This is a genomic window from Bacillus sp. FSL L8-0152 (genome assembly GCF_038006365.1).
Taxonomy (GTDB): Bacteria; Bacillota; Bacilli; order Bacillales; family Bacillaceae_G; genus Bacillus_A; species Bacillus_A cereus.
In genome coordinates this window covers 630,584-650,537 of the sequence record NZ_JBBOVB010000001.1, presented here as the reverse complement: position 1 = coordinate 650,537, position 19,954 = coordinate 630,584, and the positions used below count along the sequence as shown (strand labels likewise).

The following is a 19,954-nucleotide window of genomic DNA, read 5'->3' as shown; positions in this document are numbered from 1 at the left end:
TCGACCAAGGAGGTTACAACTATGGAAATTCGCTTATTAACGACAGAGGACGCAGAAATATATTTAAAAGTTTGTATGGAAGGTTTAACGAAGAACCCGGAAGCTTTTAGCTCTTCCTATGAAGATGTTTTGAAACATGAGGATCCTGTAGCTGCTATGGCAAAACGATTAAGCAATCCGGATAAGTATACTCTAGGGGTCTTCAAAGATGATGATTTAATCGGCATTGCTACTTTAGAAACAAAGCCTTTTATTAAACAAGAACATAAAGCAAAAATCGGTTCCGTTTTCGTTTCCCCAAAAGCGCGTGGCCTTGGAGCAGGACGAGCTCTTATTAAAGCAATTATTGAAAATGCCGATAAATTACATGTAGAACAACTTATGCTCGATGTTGTAGTTGGTAACGCTGGTGCCAAAAAATTATATGAATCATTAGGTTTCCAAACTTACGGCGTACAAGAGCGTTCATTAAAACATAACGGTCAATATTGGGACGAGGAACATATGGTTCTGTTCTTAAATGATTAATACTTCAATATAGTTTTCCAAAAGCATCTTTTTATTAAGAAAGATGCTTTTTTCATTACAACAATGTAATCTTCATGTCACCTTTATCGATCGTACCAATCCTTACCATTCATTATACTAAAAATATAAAGTGACACTTTACTCAGTGGGGAACCACATCTCACACTGATCGCATGTACTTGATATGTAAAGGAGAATGTGACATGAAACAAAACAAACGAGCTATGCTTTTAATATTTACTACAGCAATTATAACTTCTGGATTAGCAATTTTACCTTGGTTTATTATATAGAAATACTCCCCCTAACAACGAAAAAAGCTGATTGCTTCTTAAGAAGCAATCAGCTTTTTTTATATTATAAAATCCCCAAAATTTTATTTACGCAACTTATAATAATAACCATAGATACGGCAACGCACATGACAACCGTATTACGATCTTGCTTTTCTTTTTTTGAAATTTCTTCTTTTGAATTCATGTGTATGATCTCCTTTTAAAAAAAGTGTGAGATAGGAAATTTTTCTTATCCGATGCGAGGTGAATACGAAAACCCTCTCTATCTCACATACACAATAGAATGGAATTGTCATTTTATAAATAAAATGACATGACGTTATGTCGCAACATAGGGTATTTTGTGTCGCTACGTTTTCTATTATAAAAAATAGTTGTGCAAAACTAGTGCATTTTTTATGTCAATTACTCTGAGCGAAAAAATCACCCCTCCATTCAATCACATAAAAAGAGTTTTTTATTATTTTCATGTAAACTATACAAGTAGAATGAACAGTTTGGGGTGCACAAGATTATGGTAAAAATTTTATTAGTAGACGATGAAGAACGTATGTTGCGATTATTAGATCTGTTCTTAAGCCCTCGCGGCTATTTTTGTATGAAAGCTACCTCTGGCCTTGAAGCACTAAAATTAATCGAACAAAAAGAATTCGATATTATTTTATTAGATGTTATGATGCCAAATATGGATGGATGGGATACTTGCTATCAAATTCGTCAAATTTCCAACGTTCCTATCATTATGTTAACAGCTCGCAACCAAAACTACGATATGGTGAAAGGCCTCACGATGGGCGCAGATGATTATATTACAAAACCATTTGATGAGCATGTATTAGTCGCACGAATCGAGGCTATATTACGCCGTACAAAAAAAGATGGCTTTGTTAGTTTCAATGGTATTGAGTGGGATAAAACAAAACATACTGTCACAGTTTATGATGAAAAAATCTCGCTAACTCCTATCGAATTTTCGTTACTCGGGCTATTTTTGCAAAATACAAACCGTGCTTATAGCCGAGATGATTTAATCGAAAAAATTTGGGGCTATGAAACAGATATCGAATATAGAACAATTGACTCACACATTCGTAATATCCGTGATAAACTACGCAAAAAAGGATTTCCGATTGAAGATTACCTAGAAACGGTCTATAAAGTCGGATATAAATGGAAAAGTGAATAATTACTTCGGTCAGTGGGAAATCGTATACCACTGACTCTTTATTATGAATAAGGTATGGTGAAAAAATGAGTAAACTTTCCCTTAAAATTGGGACATACTTTTTAATATTAGCTTTATGTATTGAAACAATTGCTTTCGTATCTTTTTATAAAAGCCTTTCAAAAATGCGTATTGTAGAGGAAACAGATGCTCTTTTAGAGAAAGGTAATCGCTATAGTAAAAAAATTAAAAGCCGCGAGAGACGGGATGAATATTATAAAGAAATGAAACACGCTGAACATAATAAAAATCCTAAACGTCCTGTGTACCCTGAGTTCGATATTACGAATGAGGCTGCACACTTAGTTGAATCGGAATCAATTTCTAACTCCGATATAGCTATCATTATTACTGACCATAACGGCAAAATTATTTCCACCTCAGAACCCGTAACAAAAGATATGCAAAAACAACTTACTTGTAAAACAGAAACTGTCCCAGACGGCGGCTTAGTCGTTGAAAGGAACTGGAAAAAATCAAAGTTCATCACAACAGTAAGCCCACTTAACACAACAAAGTTTCAAGGAAAGCTATATATGTTATTAAAAACATCTTTCCTAGAAAATATGTTGCTTAAACTCATGAACCAATTTCTTATCATTAGCGTTTTAACAATTATTTTAACAACAATTTCTGTCTTTGTTTTTTCACGCGTTATTACAGAACCACTTGTAAAAATGAAGAGAGCGACAGAAAAAATGTCAAAATTAAACAAGCCAATTCAATTAGGTATTAAACGAAATGATGAACTCGGAAGTTTAGCAAAAACAATTGAAGATTTATCGAGTGAACTTACGTATATGAAAAAAGAGCGCAATGAATTTCTCGCTAGTGTCGCTCATGAACTATTAACTCCATTGACCTATATGAAAGGTTATGCGAAGGTAGCAAAGAGAGACTCTTTAACAAAAGAGGAGCGAGAAGAATACTTACAAATCATTGAGGATGAAACGGATAGTGTAACCGATCTCGTCCAAGATTTATTTATGCTTGTACAATTAGAACAACACCAATTTGTTATAAAAAAACAAAAAGTGCTTCTTCAGCCATTTTTAGAACGAATGGTAGAAAAAACAAAAACAACATTAACAAATAAGCAAATGCAACTTCATGTATATTGCAAAGATGATTTAGAAGTTTGTATAGACGAAAGACGTATGGAACAAGTTATGTTAAATTTATTACACAACGCTTATCAACATTCGCCAGAAAACACAGCCATTACGATACGTGTACTTACAAAAACAGATTCTTTTACAATAAGTGTACAAGATGAAGGTGAAGGTATTCCTGAAGAAGATATCCCGCATATATTTGACCGTTTTTATCGTGTCGATAAATCTAGAACACGAGCTACAGGCGGAAAAGGTATCGGGCTAGCTGTTGCAAAGGAAATTGTAGAATTGCATAACGGTTCTATTCTAGTAACAAGCCAATTAGGAGCGGGAACAAACTTTATAATCGAGCTACCTTTTGAATAATATGCGTGTGAAAACACCAGTAGTAGTAAACACTACTGGTGTTATTTTGTTCATAAAAACAGTTCATATAAGCTAAGCTTTTGAAATTATTCTTATTTCAATATAAAATAAAGGTACATTTGCAAAGATTTGGAGGGTGATATAATTGGATATCCATGTATTAACAAAAGACGAAGCAGAAATTTACTTAGAACTTCGCGTAGAAGGATTAAAGCAAAACCCTGAAGCATTCAGCTCTTCTTATGAAGATATTATTAATAAAGAGTGTGCCATTGAATATAAAGCACAAAAATTAGCACAAGATGAAAACTATACGCTAGGTGCATTTAAAGATGGAAAATTAATCGGGGTTGCAACACTGGAAACGAAACCATATGTAAAACAAGAACATAAAGCTAAAATCGGTTCTGTATATGTATCTCCAAAAGCACGCGGACTTGGAGCAGGAAAAGCACTTATTAAAGAATGTCTTGAGCTTGCTAAATCTTTAGAAGTAGAACAAGTTATGCTTGATGTTGTTGTTGGAAACGATGGAGCGAAAAAACTTTATGAATCATTAGGTTTTAAAACATTCGGTGTACAAGAACGTTCATTAAAATATAACGGACAATATTGGGACGAAGAGCATATGGTCTTATTCTTAGATGAAAATAAATAATAAAAAACATCCTCATGTTTGGAGGATGTTTTTTACTTTCTTGTAAACCATGCCGTGTGTAATAATTGAATCGCTTTCGCAATTTCTTCCTCTGATAATATCGCAAACCCAAGTAAAACTACACTCTCAGGCGCCGTACCGTCTTTATAGTACGTAGACACAGGATATATTTTGATACTATGTTTCGCAGCTTCTTGAATTAATTCTTCTTCCCGCATTCCATTATGCACTTTTAATAAAATGTGTAATCCCGAATCTTCTCCTATCACTTCAACACGATTAGAGAAATACTTCTCTATTTCAAAAACAAGTCGATCTCTCTTCTTTCGGTAGACGACACGCATTTTATGAATATGTTTTTCCCAATAGCCTTCATTTAAAAATCTTCTAATCACTTCTTGGTCCATTCTTGAAACACTTTGTGTATAAAATAAATATTGCTGTTGATACTTTTTAATTAATTTCTTCGGCAACACCATATAGCTCATCCGTAGCGATGGCAATAATGCTTTAGATAGCGTCCCCATATAAATAACTTTCCCCTCTGTATCTAACCCTTGCAGCGCCGGTATAGGCTTTCCAGAATAGCGAAATTCACTATCGTAATCATCTTCAATAATATACCTGCTCTCTTCTTTCTTTGCCCATTGTAAAAGCTGCATCCTTCTCGTAATAGGCATAATCATTCCATATGGAAACTGATGGGAAGGTGTAACAAATACAACATTCGCATTGCTATTTTCTAAATCTGCAATACAAATTCCATCTCTATCTAAAGATAACATTTGGACTCTTGCTTCCCCCTTTTCAAAAACAACCATCTTTCTATGATACCCTGGGTTTTCAACTGCATAATTGCTTCCCTTTAACAATTGAAACAATAGTTTCACTAATATTTGTGTTCCCGCTCCTAATATAATTTGACTAGCTGAACAACGTACACCTCTAGATTCATACAAATAATTCGTAATCTCTTCTCTTAAGCTCGCTTCCCCTTGAGGGTGTCCTAGAAAGAGAAGTTCGTTATTATGCGGCTGCCATATTTCATTTACAATTTTCCGATACATATTGAATGGAAAAGCATTTGTATCAATTCCTGTTTGTGTAAAGTCAAATTTATAACTCTTCTCCTGAAACAGTACTTCTTCTATTCTCTCTCCGCTATCCTCTATATGAACCATTTGCTCAATCTTGCATACAAAATAACCTTTTCTCGATATCGACTCAATATAACCTTCTGCAAGTAATTGTTCGTACGCTGCCTCTACTGTATTTTTACTTACTTGTAAATGTATCGCTAACTTTCGCTTAGCCGGTAATTTCGTAAAAGGGACAATCGATCCATCTTTAATTTCTTTTTTTATATACTCATACAATTGCACATACAATGCCTTTTTACTATTCATATTTAAATTAGGCGTTAATTCTAACATAATATCTGACCCCTTAATAAAAATAAAATCTGATACTTTTTACAGTACCAGAAATTATATATAATTCCTTTTATCATGTCACACATAAAAAATCAAATACTGGAGAGGAGAAACATGATAATGAACAATGGTAGACGTATCGGACTCATTATGATTATTACAGGGGCTACATTATGGGGATTATCTGGTCCAATGATTCAGTGGCTATTTCAACATACTAATGTATCCTCAATTGATTTTTTAACAATTCGATTGTTGCTTGCAGGAATATTTATTTTGTCTTTCTTACTTATAAAGAAACAAAACATATTTCAAATTTGGAAACACCCTAGATATTCTATACAACTTATTATTTTTTCTATTCTCGGCATGCTTGGTGCGCAATACGCCTTTATCGAAACAGTTCATATTAGTAACGCGGTCACAGCAACACTATTTCAATTTCTAGGTCCTGTTCTTATAACCATGTATGTTGCATTTGAACAAAGAAAATTCCCTGCTTCCATGCAACTATTCGCAATTATAGCCGCGCTAATAGGAACATACTTTATTATTACAAATGGCTCAATTGAAAATGTTGTTTTATCTAAAGAAGCTATTATTTTTGGACTATTAACAGCAATTGGATTTGCATTTTATACCCTTCATCCGGCTTCTCTCATTAAAGAATGTGGGACAACTGTAGTAATTGGTTGGGGGATGTTAATCGGAGGAATTGCACTACTTATTTATAATCGTTCATTCGGGTGGAATCACTTTTCACAAACCCTTACACTAAAAACTTTTTCTATGCTTATCCTTATCATTATTAGTGGTACCCTTTCTTTCCTTCTATATATCGGTAGTCTTAAATATTTAGCAGCAACAGAAACAAGCATTTTATCTAGCATTGAACCCCTTGTAGCTGCCATCGTTTCAATTACTTGGCTAAATGAATCTTTTGGAACATATCAATTATTAGGCGGCGTATGTATCGTTCTGTCCGTTATTTTTTTGGCGATGCCTCAAAAAGAAAACGAACCAACCTATACAACTGAACAAGTATAAAGTGAAACTTTAATTAGTGGGGCTATCTCCCACTGATTATTAACCTACACCAATCGGGCTTTTACGGGATAAAAAATGTCAAAAGAGGTCGTACAAAACTTACGACCTCTTTTTATACTTTAAAGGAATTGTCCCGCCTTCTAGCAAATACAATTACACTAACAATAAAAACTAGGAGTGTGGCACCATGAAAAAAATCGGAACTATGCTACTTCTCTCCTTCCTCATCACTGGATGCACACCAGCACAACCTGATTCAAAAGCATCTAAAACTGAAGCTGTCGCAACGTCATCCAATCAAGTGAACGCACCTTCCTTCTTTCATCTTAGTGTTTTAAAAGATGTAAATTGGGAAGAAGCCCCCTCATTCATAGACGGAAAAATACCTTTAAAAGGCATCGAAGGAAAAATCGCAATGGCTGATAGTCCTATTATCGCGAATGAACAAAATGAAATAATGTGGTACTTTCTAGATTCTGAAATACCAACTGGAAAATTGTCTATTATTGCGCTAAAACAAGGATCTGTAACTCCGACACCAGTACTCTTTCAAAAAGAAACTTCCAAACAAACTTGGACCACTTCAAATACAATCGATTCTACTGCAAATGAACTCCCTCTCACTATGTCACTACCTTCATCTGGATTATGGTTATTAAATATATATGTGAATGAAAAATATTATGATCAGTTTGTAATCACTGCTGAGTAAAGTGACAAAAATAAACCACTTTCTTACAACAATGTAATTTCTACGGCATGTACTTCGATAGTTGAATTATCTCTCTTCTCTTATACTTAAAGTAAGAAATGAAACGAGGAGAGATGAGAGATGAAAAAAATGATAGAAGTAATCGTAGCAGTAACTGAGGTTTTAGTGAATGGTAAACAAGTTGCAATGGAATTAAATAAATAGTGAAGAAACATAAATAATTCTACACTTCTTCATTATTTTGATTTCTTATCTCAAAAAAGCAGTGCCTTTTAGGCACTGCTTTTAGCTATTAATAACTTGGTATTTTCGTAATTTGCGCCACGCCCGAATCAATAGCTGCTTTCGCTACTGCTTCTGCAACACTTGGAACAACTCTTTTATCTAATGGATTCGGGATTACATAATTCGCATTACGTTCTTCGTCAGTAATGATGTTAGCGATCCCATATGCTGCCGCTAATTTCATCTCTTCTGTAATATCAGTTGCGCGCACATCTAACGCACCGCGGAATATTCCGGGAAACGCCAATACATTATTTACTTGATTCGCATAATCCGAGCGCCCAGTTCCTACTACAGCTGCCCCAGCCTCTAATGCATCCTCAGGGAAGATTTCTGGAATTGGATTCGCCATTGCAAACACAATTGCTTTCTCATTCATCGTCTGTACAAGTTCTTTCGTTAATACGTTAGGAGCAGATACGCCAATAAAAATATCAGCTTGGTGAATCGCTTCTTTTAACGTTCCACGCACATGTTCACGATTTGTCTTTTTTGAAACTTCAATTTGTGCTTCGTTCATCCATGTTTCACCTTCACAAACAATACCTTCTAGGCTAACTAGCGTAATGTGCTTTGCACCAGCCTTTAATAATAATTTTCCAATTGCAATTCCTGCCGAACCCGCACCGTTAATAACGATTTTCACATTATCCATTTGTTTGCTAACAACTTTTAATGCATTAATAACAGCTGCTAAAACGACAATAGCTGTTCCATGTTGATCATCATGGAATACAGGAATATTCGTCTCTTCTTTTAATCGTTTTTCAATTTCAAAACAACGTGGTGCTGCAATATCTTCTAAATTAATCCCTGCAAATGTAGGCTCTAAATTTTTTACAAGGGTAACGATTTCATCTACATCCGTTGTGCCTAAACATAATGGGAAAGCATCTACATTCGCAAATTTCTTAAATAAAATACTTTTTCCTTCCATAACAGGCATAGCCGCTTTCGGTCCAATGTTTCCTAAACCAAGTACCGCTGTTCCATCTGAAACAACTGCCACCATATTACCACGTGCTGTATAGTCATACACCGTTTCTTCATCTGCCGCAATTGCTTTACAAGACTCCGCTACACCTGGTGTATACGTCAGGCTTAAATCATCCGCTGAATTTACTTCCACTTTACTTGTAATTTCAATTTTCCCTACTAATTCTTTATGCAATAACAATGATCTTTCATTAATTTGATTTGCTAACATACTTATAATCTCCCCTTAATTTGACAAGCTAGCTATATGAATATAGCTAGCTTGTTTGATCATGAAAACATTTTTAATAATATTGTCGCTGTTACAACCATTGCCGCTCCGCCTAAACGAGTAGAAATTTGCGCGAACGGCATTAATTCCATACGATTTGAAGCTGATAAAATAGCAACATCTCCAGTTCCACCTAAACCGCTATGACATCCAGTTACAATCGCCGATTCAACTGGATACATCTTCATCACTTTCCCTACAATAAAACCTGATGCTACCATTGTAAGAACAACCGATGCGCACACAACAACATATCCTACTGAAAGAACTGCTGCTACGTCTTTTAATGGAATATATAGCAATCCTAATCCAACCATTAAAGGCCAAGTTAAATTCTTCGAAATAAATTTATATAAATGGAATGCTCCTTGCTCCATTTTTGCTGGCATTAATTTAAAGTATTTCACAAGTGCTGCTGAAAAAATCATAATGATTGCCCCAGGAATACCGATGAACTTAGAAGCAAATCCTCCGAAGATGAAGAACGTACACGCAATTAATAAACCTGCTCCCATTAATGAGAAGTCAATTGGCTTCTCTGTATTTTGTTCTTTTAATAATTCTGCTTGATTGTCTGTTTTCACTAATACACCGTTACCACTAAGCTCCGGTTTCTTCTCACCTAAACGCTTCATATACCCTGCACTTACAATTGCGAACATATTTCCAATAATAGCTGCTGGAATAAGCTGTGATACAAACGTTGCTGACGATTCATTTAAAATATCACTATAAGCTAGCGACAATGGTAAAATCCCTTCCCCGATACCACCACTTACAATTGGTACGATGATAAAGAAGAATGTGTGCTTCATTTCAAATCCAAATAATGAACCGACCAATAACCCTACTGCTACAGAAGCTAACGTCCCTACTACTAAAGGAATAAACATGCGAACGAAACCTTGTACTAACACTTTACGGTTCATTCCTAAAATACTTCCGACTACTAAACAAGAAATATATAAATATAAAAAGTTCGATTTTTTCATTAACATAGTCGCAGCTTCCATTGAAGCTGGATTCATCCAGTTAAAAAATACAAGTAATGATGGAATAAATAACGAAAGTATTGCTGGACCGCCGATATTTTTTAAAATTGGAATTCTCATCCCAATATCGCCTAAGAAAATCCCCATGATCATAATAACTGCAAATCCACCAATCATATCTGCTGGCAATTTATTATATACAGATGCCCCATAAATAATAGCAGCCAATACTACATATAACGGTAAAGGTATAACACCGATTTTTACATTCATAATTTTAGAAGCGAAAGATTCTCTTTGTACTTCATTTCCTTCAGAAAATGATACCGCTTCCACATTCTTTTGAATTCCCATATGGCACCCCCTCGTTTTCTTAATAACAATATTAAAACGCTTTCAATAGTAAAAATAGTTTTTGTAAGTTTTGTAATTGATTTTGTAATTAAAAAAAGTATAAGCGACTTATACTAAGTCGCTTATACGTAAAACTCTATTTTCTTTTGATTAACACATCTTAATTTACTTACAGGTCTTCCCACATGTTGGTACATCATTTCGTTTTCTAACACCCCAATGTCAGTCAGAAACATTACATATTTCCGAATAGAAACTCTTGAAATTCCAACTAATTGTGCCATTTCATCTGTTGTAAACGCTCGTCCATTCAACGACTCGATCTTCTGCCAAATTAATTGCAACGTTTGCTTCGTTAATCCTTTCGGAAGCTCTTTAGTGACAGTAGGCTCTCTTTTTTCTTTTTGTAAAATTAACGAATCTAATTCCGATTGACTAAGCTTTTGTTGTTCTTTCATGAAAGTAAGTTTTTCTCGATATATAGTTAATGCCTCTTTAAATCGTTCGAATGTAAATGGTTTAATTAAATAATCTACAACTCCGTATTGTAATGCTTTTTTAATACTCCCCATATCATGTACAGCTGAAATCATTATAATATCGATTTCTTTTTCTTGATTCCGAATATACATTAAAAGCTCAAACCCAGTCTCTTCAGGCATAAAAATATCAAGTAATACTAAATCCACTCGTGATTTCTCTAATACTTCTATCGCCGACTTTACTGAGTTAACTGCTTGAACAAGTTCAAACCCTCCTACTTGCTCTAAATAATGCGTATTTAACATTGCTACCATCGGGTCATCTTCTACAATTAAAACTTTAATCATATTTGCCTCTCATCCCTACCTTTAGGTATTTCAATTGTTATCGTTGTTCCCTTTCCTACTAATGAATGTATATCAATTTCCCCATTTATTCGCTGTATACTTTCTTTTACAAGATACAAACCATAACCGCGGTTATCTCCCTTTGTTGAATAACCTTTCGTAAATAATGCCTCTATTTCTTTTTCTTGTATACCTTTTCCCGTATCTTGTACTGTAATAGTTAATATATCCCCATATTGTATCTCAACTTCAACTTGCTTCTTTTCACAATTCGTCACTGCCTCTAACGCATTATCAATTAAATTTCCCACAATCGTAATAAGTTCATGAGTAATACTTTCATCATCTATTTCCGGCATATGAGAATCTTCACTTATAATTAATTTGATATTCTTCTCTCTAGCATAGCTGAGCTTACCTAGTAAAAAACCAGCAAATACTGGATTTTTTATTCTTTTCATAACTCCACCAATTTCATATTGATGCTCTGATACCATACCGCTTATATACTTCTGTAATTCTTCATACTGTTTCATATGTGTAAGCCCTAATACGACATGCATCTTATTCATAAACTCATGAGATTGTGCCCGTAATGCTTCTGCATATAGTCTAATACCAGTTAGTTCCTCTGCTAGTTTTCGAATCTCTGTTTTATCACGAAATGTTGCAATTGCGCCAACTATTTCTCCTTTTACATATAAAGGAACTCGATTCGTCACAATCGTAATTCCATAAATATTTTGTTCTTCGTTTAATTGTACTTCTCCCGTTTGCAATACTTCTTTTATACGTGAATTCGGCATATACAACTCAACATCTTTACCGATAAAATCTTCTTCAAGTCCGCTTTTTTTAAATAGACGTTTCGCTTCATTATTAATTAGCGTTACTCTAGCCTCTTTATCTACAGCAATAATACCTTCCTTTACAGATTGTAGCATCGTATTTCTTTCTTCAAGAATTTTTGCTATCCTGTGAGGTTCAAGACCGAATAAGCTTTTCTTTATATGTCTAGCTAGCAATATCGCTCCTATAATTCCGACTAATACTCCAACTCCAACTCCAATATAAATGATATATCTACTTTCCTTAACTCTCTCTTTTACATTATCTGCTGAAATACCGACCGCCACCGCTCCAAGCTGTTCACCCGTTTCAGAAAATACAGGTACAAACACTCGCATTGAAATACCTAAAGTTCCTTCTGCCAGTGATACATGTTCCTTTCCTTTCAATGCAGGCCCTTCATCTCCCCCAATAAAATGATGACCTATTTTTTGAGGATTTGGATGTGATTTTCTTATTCCATTCATGTCCATAACTACAATAAATTGAACACCTGTGTTTTTTAATATCCTATTTGTATACGTTTGGATTGCAGAAGTATCTGCTTTCCCAATCAAGCCATCGATTACAATCGAATCATTCGCCACAATGTGTGCAATTGTTTTTGCTTTCTCTGCTTGGTTATCCTCCGTTGTCCGTTCTACATTGTGACTAATTAATATATCTGTCACAAGTAAAGAAAAAATCACAACTGTACAAACTAACAATGTAATCGTTTTCCATAAATTCCATAGTCTTTTTCTTTTTTTCATCCCGTTAATGACTCCCCTAATTGCTGAATAGAAAAATAAGTAAGGTGATATTATTTTCACCTTACTTATCTGCTGTTATTATACTTTAAATTTACTAGTCATCGCTTGTAATTCTTCTGCCATCCCAGCTAAGTTTTGCGAAGCAGAACTAATTTCTTCCATTGAATTAACTTGTTCTTCTGTTGAAGCTGCAACACTTTGCATACTAGCTGTATTTTCTTCTGCAGCCGCTGCAATTTCATCAATAGCATTTGTCACTTCATTTGCATCTCCCGCAATTCTCTTCGTTGTTTCTACCATTTGATTAACTTGAGAAACAATATGTGTAGTAGAACTTAAAATTTCCGTAAAACTTACTTTCGTTTTTGTTACAACATCAAGGCCTTGTTGAACTTCTCCATTCACATTATCCATTGCCTTAACAGTATGTTCAATATCCGCCTTAATTTCTGCAATTAAATTTGCAATCTCTCCAGATGACTCTCCTGATTGCTCTGCTAATTTTCTAACCTCATCTGCTACAATAGCAAATCCTCGTCCCTGTTCACCTGCTCTTGCTGCTTCAATAGCCGCATTTAAAGCTAATAAGTTCGTTTGAGTAGCGATATTTTGAATTGCTTCAGAAATAGCTCCTACCTGCTTTGATTTCTCATCAAGAAGTTTAATAATAGCATCTGACTCGGATACCGACCTAGAAATAGACTGCATTTGTTTTGCGGTTTGTTCAACTAAATCTTCTCCCTCTTCAGCTCTTTCTCGCGCATGTAATGAGGAAATAGAAATTGACTCTGCGCTTCCAGTTACATCTTGAATTGCTGTATTTACTTGTTGTAATGTAGCCGCACCTTCTTCAACACCTTGGCTTTGTGATTCAGCCCCACCTGATACTTGCTCCATTGCAATTGTAATTTGATCTGTCGCATCATTCGCTTGCTGTACGCTCGCTGTTAACTCTTCTGCCGATGCTGCAACATGTTCTGCTGAAAAGCTAATTTGGGTAATAACATCTTGTAAAGACGTAGACATTTCATTAAATGAATTCCCTAGTTTCCCTATATCATCTTTGGAATGGATTGTAATTTTCTCTGTTAAATCTCCCTTACTAATTTTATGTGCCGATTCAGCTATTTTTCGTAATGGCCTTGTAATAGACTTTGTAATGAAATAAATTAATACACTACCAAATACAATAGCGATAGCAATAACAATTAAAGTCTTATAAAACACTGGATTTGCAGCTTGGGTAATTTCTTCATCGAACATAACGCCAACTACTTTCCAGCCTGTTTTCTCATTTGTTGCAAAGATTAAATTCTTTTTATCATCTTGTTCTGTATAAGACACATTTCCTTGTTTATCTTCATAAATTGGTTTAATCCAAGGATCAGTAACTTTTGTACCTGGTTTTCTAGATGGATGACTAACAATTTGCTTATTTTGATCTAAAATAACTGCATAACCTTTTTCACCAATGTTAATCATTTTGGAAATTTTTAAGATGTTATCTAAGTTTAAATTAATTCCTATAACACCTTTACCATCTTTTACTTCTTTCGCAATTGTCACTACCATATTTTTTGTAGATGCTGACTGATATGGCGCAGTAACAATTACTTTCCCTTTATTTTCATGTGCTTCTTTATACCAAGATCTATCTGTTGGATTATACCCATCAGCCATTTGAATAAATGGTTCTCTTATAAACTTTCCCGTCTCTGTTCCAATATAAATACCTTCTACTTCTGGATGAATCTTTATATATTGTGCCAACTTCGTTCTTACTATTTCTTCTTGTCCATTTGGATATGTATCCTCTGTTAAGATGTCTGCAAAGTACGTCGCATCAACAAATTTCTCTTCTATATTTTGAGAAATAACAGTATTTAAAATCGAAATATTCTCCTTTGCCTTATCTGTCATTTGATGTTCAAAATTTGTTTTGGCAGTTTGATATGAAACACCACCGATAATAATTCCTGGTATAGTTAAAATAATAAAAAATGAAATGATTAATTTTTTATTGATACTCATACATTTAACCCAGTTAAATACTTTTTGCATAATAAGCCTCCTTTATGTAATGTGGATACTTGTGTCATTTTATACAATTAACATATATAAAACAATATATAATGATAAAATGTAATTTTTTCTTCAATTATGCATTTTTACATATTTACTCCCTATAAGTATTTTAATCATAAAAACAAGAGAACTTTAGCATTATATATGCTAAAGTTCTCTTATTTCTTAACAGCTTCTACTCTATAAAACTTCTCTTATAATCCTCAAATGTTTTATCCTTCACCTTATAGTCATATTACTAAAAATCTTCTTCCTAATTTATTTAGCGCTCTTTACATAACTAATTGCCTGACTTCCCATTTGTACCCATGCCTGTTCAAAGGTTTCTCTCGGTACTTTTACATCTAAGCTATCCTCAAGTGGATCTCGAATATATACAGATTCCTGATCATACCCAATAAGTACAACACAATGTTCATTATACGTAATAGAAACATCTCCACTATTTGTTTCCCATGTAGTAAATTCATCTTCATCTAATGGTGCAAATGTTGCATTCGTGATCATGACTACAGGTTTCCCTGCTTTTACACTCTTATAAATTTCTTCTATATTCTTCCCTGTTAAGTCTACAGCTTTATTAGGTAAATATTTTTCCGCTAACTGAAAAAGTGGCCCATGATATACACCGTATCCTGATTCAGAGAATGTATAAATATTACCTACAAATCCTTCATTTGGATTCCCGCGCACACCATCGTCTATAAAATCAACTTTTTTTATTTCATTTGCTAATGTCATCTTATCCACTGAAACACCAGCGTATTGTAACATCATCGCTAAGCTTGTCACTTCACAGCCTCTATCCAATTCTGGTAACTGCTGAATTAATGGAACATTTGATAAGATGACTTTTTCATCGTTATTACTAAACTCCGTTTCTTTTCCTCTTTGTATATTTGAGAATGTTAACTTCTCTACATACTTTGGAATTCCATTTGTATATACACTCCATATTGCTGTACCTAGTAAAGCTGTACATATATACCACTTCAATTTTCTTATCGCTTTCACGCCCTTATTAATTCGTTAAATAAGAATAAAATGCGTCAGCATCCGTTCGTATCATCGGTACAAAATTTAGTTCTTTTCCTTTTTCAGGCTGATCTTTTTTTATCTTTTCCGCTAACTCTTGAATATTCATATTCATTTTATCCATATTAAGCTCATCTGCCATTTGTAGCACCATTTGTTCATTAATTTCTCTTAATATTTGATATATATCTTTACCATACAAATCAATATGATATTTTTTTGCTTCTTCCTGTACTTTTTGTTCGTACACTTCTTGTGCTAACTCTTCAATTTCTTTTCCTTTTTGAGAAATATCTAACTTTCCTGCTTCTTCTCTTACTTTCTTTCCGTAGATTTCTTCCGCGATGTCTTCGATTTCTTGTCCATCTGTCGAAATACCTAATTTATCTGCTTCATCTTTAATTTTAATCGCATTAATTTGAGTAATTAAATCTACAATTGATGTATTCTCTATAGATATACCTAGCTTTAACGCTTCTTGCTTTACTTTTGTTTCATAGATTTCTTCTGACAGCGTCCCAACATCTTTTCCTTCAATCGATATGCCTAACTGCTCTGCTTCCCTTCCTACTTCTGTTTCATGAATTTCTTTTTCTAGTGTAATTTGTTCTTTTCCTTCCGTTTCAATACCTAGTTTCTCTGCTTTTTCTTCTGTATGCACTGCATGTATCTTACCATTGTTCAATTGTTCTTTACTGCGCTGTGTGTAATCTGTCTTTCCTTTTTGTGTTTCAGAAGGAGAGGCACCCCCTAATATACTTAAACTCATTACTCCAATAGTGAATACCGTCATCATTTTCTTTTTCAAAATTAATTCCTCCCTCTTATACTTTCTTTCCCATCATTCCCCTAGTTTTTTTAATACTATACATACATCTCATCGCTGCTTGAGATAACATTATGATTGATAAAACTCACTCACATACACCTAGTCTCTTCTTCATGTAACGAACTTTCTTTATGCCATACATAATATAAATAGTTTCTTAACTTTCCCTTAAAAAAGACGACCTTGTAAAAACAAGATCGTCTTCTTACTTATATTTTTTGATTTTTAGGGAAAATCACTTCAAAGCAAGTTCCATCTCCCCATTTGCTCTCTACTGATATTTTTCCATAATGCTTTTCTACAATCCAATTTGCGATTGAAAGACCTAATCCAGCTCCTTCTGACGTACTTCTTGCTTTATCCCCTTGATAAAAACGATCAAATAATTTCGGAATATCTTCTTCTTTCACTCCTATCCCGTCATCTTTCACATGTATACGAATTGAACTACTCGTTTGCGTGCAATCGATTTGAATATGCCCACCTTCGTTTGTATACTTCATCGCATTATCTAACAGTATGACCATCATTTGATGAATCCGCTCTCTATCCCCCATAAAAGATACACCACGTTCTACTTTTAACATCATTTCTTTTTCTTGATAAGAAGCAATCTCCTTATATGGAGCTACTATTTCTCCTAACAATTTATCAAGTTCAAATGTTTTCTTATCCATCTCAATTTGATTAGAATCAGAACGTGCTAGCAATAATAAATTACTAACGAGTTTCGATAACCGCCTACATTCTTTTGAAATTGTAGAAATATCCATCGCTTTTTCTTCTATCGTAGCGGATGGTGACTGGAATAAAACATCCGTTTTTGATTGAATAACTGCAAGTGGTGTCCTGAGTTCATGTGATGCATCAGAAACGAATTGCTGCTGTTTCTCCCATGAATTTTGAATAGGTACGAGTGCCCTACCAGCTAAGAAAAAGCCGATTCCTATTGCACATAAACTTCCTATGCTACAACCTATAATAAGAATTAAAAATAAAGTATTTAACATTCCTTCTTCCGCTGTTATATCTCGCACGATTTGAACTATTTCTCCATCTTTTTGAAGCGAAAATGCTCTAAAATATCGTCCTTGTACTTTGATATCTTGTAACTCCCCTATTTTTTCCGGAGAAAACTTTTCCAAATTCTCTTCAAAAATAGAACGGAATTTACGGTTATCGCCCTCTATTTTCACTATTTTCCCATTCCAAGTTATTCTAGTTACTCGCGGATCTCCAATTTGGATATTCTCCATACGTTTTCTTGGTGGTATTTTAACATCTAATTTTTCTCTATACTGAGCCATCATTTTTATAGATTGATCCACTTCATTATAAATACGCTTATATGTGTATGAATAAATAATACTACCTAATATACCTATTAATAGGATAAATACTAATGAATTCACTATAGTCAAACGAATGCGTGTCTTTTGAAACATACTTCCCTTTTTCATTGTTCTTTTAATATATATCCAATACCTCGAACGGTTTGAATATCTTTCTGATAACCGAATGGTTCTAATTTTTTACGCAAATGATGCACATACACTTCCACAATGGCTACTGTCGTATCTGAATCAAATCCCCAAACACGATCAAAAATTTGTTCACGCATTAAAATCTTCCCGCTATTTTGAATGAGATACTCTAGTAGCTCATATTGTTTCAATGTCAACTTAATACTTTGTCCATCTACTTGAACGTCTTTATCTTTTCCGAACAATTCAATCCCTTTATAACGAATCGTTTGCTGGGTTGTTAAACTACCACTTCTGCGTAGTAAAGCGCGAATTCTCGCTTTTAATTCAGGGGCCTGGAATGGCTTAACTATATAGTCATCTCCACCAAAATCCAATCCCTTCACCCGATCTTCTAAAGAATCTCTCGCTGTCAAAAACAGGACTGGTGTTTCAATCTTTTCATCACGTATTTTTTGAATTACTTCAAATCCGTCCATTCCTGGCATCATCACATCCAGCAAAATTGCATCATATATATTTTGAAGCGCTAAAAACAATCCATCTTCTCCATTTATTGCCGTATCTACTTCAAATTCATCACGCAAAATTTGTACGATAGACTCTAATAACGAGGCATTATCTTCTACTACAAGTAATCGCATGCTCTCACCTTCCATCAAATAGTTCAATTCTATTTATTATTACATTTCTTCTCTTCATAACAAAAGAATGTAGTTACATTACGTATTTTCATTTTTAACTATTTCCTTCTAAAATTTTGAAGTTTTATTATAAAAACTTTGTCTTAAATTTAGCTTAATAAAAAATTGAAAGAAATAAGATTCCTCTTATCTCTTTCAATTTTTTATTACATATACCTTTTTACTCGGCAACTCCAAACAATTTAGCTGACCACCATACACAGCCCCGCCATCAATTCCAATAATACGATTACTCCCAAAATACACTCCGCAATCCTCACTACCATGAAGCGTTTTTGTTTCCGTATGCCCAAATACAACAACCTTTTCACCACTATATCCATTATGAAATTCATTACGGATCCACATTAACGTATATGGTTCAGATTCAGAAACTCGTTTCATCGGTTCAACCCCAGCATGTACAAATATATACTCTTCTGTTTCAATGTAATGATCTAATTCTTGAATAAACTTTATATGTTCCTCTAATACACGAGATTGTAACATCGGTTTTTGGAAGTCTTTCTCATTAACCGCAATATCCTCTTCTACAAATCCATAGCTATATAATGTCTTATCTCCACCATTTCTTTTTACCCAATGGTTCCATGAACGTTCCTCATTTGTCGTTAACGCCTTAATCATCATATCTTCATGATTTCCTTTTAAAATGAGTGCTCCCTCTTCTTTCAATTCTCTTACCTTTTCAATTACAGCACGCGCATTTGGACCACGATCTACATAATCTCCCAGTAAGATTAATTGATCCTGTTTCGCATCATATTGAGCTTCTTCCAATAACTGTTCGAACTTTTCTATCTCTCCATGAATATCACTAATAACAAGAATTCTTTTCATATTATCCCCCTCTTTCTAATTATAGTTCAAAACGACAGAAAGTTCAGAATTGAAATCCCGCATTAACGGGCAGTAAGCCCCCCACTGATTACAGTTTCACTTTATTACAAACTAAACTATTATCCTTACAACAATGTAAGTCTCTTGTCATCCAATTCGATAGTTGTAATTACTGTATTTCCTTATACTGAGAGTAAGAAATGAAACAAAAAATAAGGAGAGATGAGAGATGAAAAAAGTAATGGAAGTTGTAGTAGCGGTAGTAGAG

Annotated in this window: 18 protein-coding genes and 1 pseudogene; 6 read left to right on the top strand and 13 right to left on the bottom strand. The window is 34.2% G+C overall.

Annotated elements, in window-relative coordinates; translation table 11 throughout:
- The first annotated feature begins 21 nt into the window (after positions 1 to 21).
- A complete protein-coding gene (locus MHH27_RS03385; RefSeq protein WP_000405868.1) occupies positions 22 to 528 on the top strand; it encodes a GNAT family N-acetyltransferase in 507 nt (168 codons plus the stop codon).
- Between the two features lie 357 nt (positions 529 to 885).
- On the opposite strand, the gene MHH27_RS03380 is transcribed toward MHH27_RS03385, so the two are convergent.
- Complete coding sequence (locus tag MHH27_RS03380) at positions 886 to 1,008, bottom strand: hypothetical protein (protein WP_001085006.1); 123 nt, start codon at positions 1,006 to 1,008, stop codon at positions 886 to 888.
- 330 nt (positions 1,009 to 1,338) lie between these two features.
- Here MHH27_RS03380 and MHH27_RS03375 point away from each other — a divergent pair, with 330 nt between their 5' ends.
- The 3 genes from MHH27_RS03375 (at position 1,339) to MHH27_RS03365 (ending at position 4,188) form a co-directional block, all read left to right on the top strand.
- Entirely contained in the window at positions 1,339 to 2,010 is a 672-nt protein-coding gene (locus tag MHH27_RS03375; RefSeq protein WP_000238956.1) for a response regulator transcription factor, read from the top strand.
- Positions 2,011 to 2,075: 65 nt separating this feature from the next.
- Entirely contained in the window at positions 2,076 to 3,530 is a 1,455-nt protein-coding gene (locus tag MHH27_RS03370) for a HAMP domain-containing sensor histidine kinase (RefSeq protein ID WP_000041023.1), read from the top strand.
- A gap of 145 nt (positions 3,531 to 3,675) precedes the next feature.
- Complete coding sequence (locus MHH27_RS03365) at positions 3,676 to 4,188, top strand: GNAT family N-acetyltransferase (protein WP_000351212.1); 513 nt, start codon at positions 3,676 to 3,678, stop codon at positions 4,186 to 4,188.
- A gap of 32 nt (positions 4,189 to 4,220) precedes the next feature.
- On the opposite strand, the gene pdxR is transcribed toward MHH27_RS03365, so the two are convergent.
- Positions 4,221 to 5,621: a MocR-like pyridoxine biosynthesis transcription factor PdxR gene (pdxR, locus tag MHH27_RS03360; protein WP_000891880.1), complete on the bottom strand. Its 1,401-nt coding sequence runs from the start codon at positions 5,619 to 5,621 to the stop codon at positions 4,221 to 4,223.
- A gap of 120 nt (positions 5,622 to 5,741) precedes the next feature.
- Between pdxR and MHH27_RS03355 the strand changes: the two genes are divergently transcribed.
- Both MHH27_RS03355 and MHH27_RS03350 read left to right on the top strand, forming a co-directional pair.
- Entirely contained in the window at positions 5,742 to 6,668 is a 927-nt protein-coding gene (locus MHH27_RS03355) for a DMT family transporter (RefSeq protein WP_098251327.1), read from the top strand.
- 187 nt (positions 6,669 to 6,855) lie between these two features.
- Positions 6,856 to 7,380 (top strand): DUF4871 domain-containing protein, encoded by a 525-nt coding sequence (locus MHH27_RS03350; protein WP_000719680.1) that lies wholly within the window; start codon positions 6,856 to 6,858, stop codon positions 7,378 to 7,380.
- A 292-nt stretch (positions 7,381 to 7,672) separates the two neighbouring features.
- Here MHH27_RS03350 and MHH27_RS03345 read toward each other — a convergent pair whose 3' ends face one another.
- The 11 genes and pseudogenes from MHH27_RS03345 to MHH27_RS03300 all read right to left on the bottom strand — a co-directional run bounded on the left by MHH27_RS03345 (position 7,673) and on the right by MHH27_RS03300 (position 19,686).
- Complete coding sequence (locus MHH27_RS03345; RefSeq protein WP_000880781.1) at positions 7,673 to 8,872, bottom strand: NAD(P)-dependent malic enzyme; 1,200 nt, start codon at positions 8,870 to 8,872, stop codon at positions 7,673 to 7,675.
- Between the two features lie 59 nt (positions 8,873 to 8,931).
- On the bottom strand, positions 8,932 to 10,278 hold the full coding sequence (locus tag MHH27_RS03340) for a 2-hydroxycarboxylate transporter family protein (protein ID WP_000512721.1): 1,347 nt from the start codon (positions 10,276 to 10,278) through the stop codon (positions 8,932 to 8,934).
- 122 nt (positions 10,279 to 10,400) lie between these two features.
- Positions 10,401 to 11,108, bottom strand: coding sequence for a response regulator (locus MHH27_RS03335; protein WP_000598688.1), 708 nt, complete (start codon positions 11,106 to 11,108; stop codon positions 10,401 to 10,403).
- A complete protein-coding gene (locus tag MHH27_RS03330) occupies positions 11,105 to 12,709 on the bottom strand; it encodes a sensor histidine kinase (RefSeq protein ID WP_065229735.1) in 1,605 nt (534 codons plus the stop codon). Before MHH27_RS03330 ends, MHH27_RS03335 begins: the two co-directional genes overlap by 4 nt.
- A 78-nt stretch (positions 12,710 to 12,787) precedes the next feature.
- Positions 12,788 to 13,606 carry a methyl-accepting chemotaxis protein gene (locus MHH27_RS31970; RefSeq protein WP_434166820.1) on the bottom strand — a complete coding sequence of 273 codons (819 nt, stop codon included), beginning with the start codon at positions 13,604 to 13,606 and terminating at the stop codon, positions 12,788 to 12,790.
- A gap of 120 nt (positions 13,607 to 13,726) precedes the next feature.
- Positions 13,727 to 14,629: pseudogene (locus MHH27_RS31965) on the bottom strand (HAMP domain-containing protein); the annotation flags it as partial.
- A gap of 423 nt (positions 14,630 to 15,052) precedes the next feature.
- The gene (locus tag MHH27_RS03320; RefSeq protein ID WP_086387701.1) at positions 15,053 to 15,808 is read right to left on the bottom strand and encodes a C39 family peptidase; all 756 of its coding nucleotides are present in this window, start codon (positions 15,806 to 15,808) and stop codon (positions 15,053 to 15,055) included.
- 7 nt (positions 15,809 to 15,815) lie between these two features.
- A complete protein-coding gene (locus MHH27_RS03315; RefSeq protein WP_000728588.1) occupies positions 15,816 to 16,637 on the bottom strand; it encodes a hypothetical protein in 822 nt (273 codons plus the stop codon).
- A 230-nt stretch (positions 16,638 to 16,867) separates the two neighbouring features.
- Positions 16,868 to 18,118: a sensor histidine kinase gene (locus tag MHH27_RS03310; protein ID WP_340941623.1), complete on the bottom strand. Its 1,251-nt coding sequence runs from the start codon at positions 18,116 to 18,118 to the stop codon at positions 16,868 to 16,870.
- A complete protein-coding gene (locus MHH27_RS03305; RefSeq protein ID WP_001238623.1) occupies positions 18,115 to 18,786 on the bottom strand; it encodes a response regulator transcription factor in 672 nt (223 codons plus the stop codon). Before MHH27_RS03305 ends, MHH27_RS03310 begins: the two co-directional genes overlap by 4 nt.
- A 195-nt stretch (positions 18,787 to 18,981) precedes the next feature.
- Positions 18,982 to 19,686: a metallophosphoesterase family protein gene (locus tag MHH27_RS03300; protein ID WP_000821970.1), complete on the bottom strand. Its 705-nt coding sequence runs from the start codon at positions 19,684 to 19,686 to the stop codon at positions 18,982 to 18,984.
- Between the last annotated feature and the right edge of the window lie 268 nt (positions 19,687 to 19,954).

Excerpts from the sequence above, each read along its gene's own strand:
- MHH27_RS03385 (WP_000405868.1), top strand. The coding sequence starts at position 22 with ATGGAAATTCGCTTATTAACGACAGAGGACGCAGAAATATATTTAAAA.
- MHH27_RS03380 (WP_001085006.1), bottom strand. The coding sequence starts at position 1,008 with ATGAATTCAAAAGAAGAAATTTCAAAAAAAGAAAAGCAAGATCGTAAT.
- MHH27_RS03375 (WP_000238956.1), top strand. The coding sequence starts at position 1,339 with ATGGTAAAAATTTTATTAGTAGACGATGAAGAACGTATGTTGCGATTA.
- MHH27_RS03370 (WP_000041023.1), top strand. The coding sequence starts at position 2,076 with ATGAGTAAACTTTCCCTTAAAATTGGGACATACTTTTTAATATTAGCT.
- pdxR (WP_000891880.1), bottom strand. The coding sequence starts at position 5,621 with ATGTTAGAATTAACGCCTAATTTAAATATGAATAGTAAAAAGGCATTG.
- MHH27_RS03355 (WP_098251327.1), top strand. The coding sequence starts at position 5,742 with ATGAACAATGGTAGACGTATCGGACTCATTATGATTATTACAGGGGCT.
- MHH27_RS03350 (WP_000719680.1), top strand. The coding sequence starts at position 6,856 with ATGAAAAAAATCGGAACTATGCTACTTCTCTCCTTCCTCATCACTGGA.
- MHH27_RS03345 (WP_000880781.1), bottom strand. The coding sequence starts at position 8,872 with ATGTTAGCAAATCAAATTAATGAAAGATCATTGTTATTGCATAAAGAA.
- MHH27_RS03340 (WP_000512721.1), bottom strand. The coding sequence starts at position 10,278 with ATGGGAATTCAAAAGAATGTGGAAGCGGTATCATTTTCTGAAGGAAAT.
- MHH27_RS03335 (WP_000598688.1), bottom strand. The coding sequence starts at position 11,108 with ATGATTAAAGTTTTAATTGTAGAAGATGACCCGATGGTAGCAATGTTA.
- MHH27_RS03330 (WP_065229735.1), bottom strand. The coding sequence starts at position 12,709 with ATGAAAAAAAGAAAAAGACTATGGAATTTATGGAAAACGATTACATTG.
- MHH27_RS31970 (WP_434166820.1), bottom strand. The coding sequence starts at position 13,606 with ATGGAGCAAGTATCAGGTGGGGCTGAATCACAAAGCCAAGGTGTTGAA.
- MHH27_RS03310 (WP_340941623.1), bottom strand. The coding sequence starts at position 18,118 with ATGAAAAAGGGAAGTATGTTTCAAAAGACACGCATTCGTTTGACTATA.
- MHH27_RS03305 (WP_001238623.1), bottom strand. The coding sequence starts at position 18,786 with ATGCGATTACTTGTAGTAGAAGATAATGCCTCGTTATTAGAGTCTATC.
- MHH27_RS03300 (WP_000821970.1), bottom strand. The coding sequence starts at position 19,686 with ATGAAAAGAATTCTTGTTATTAGTGATATTCATGGAGAGATAGAAAAG.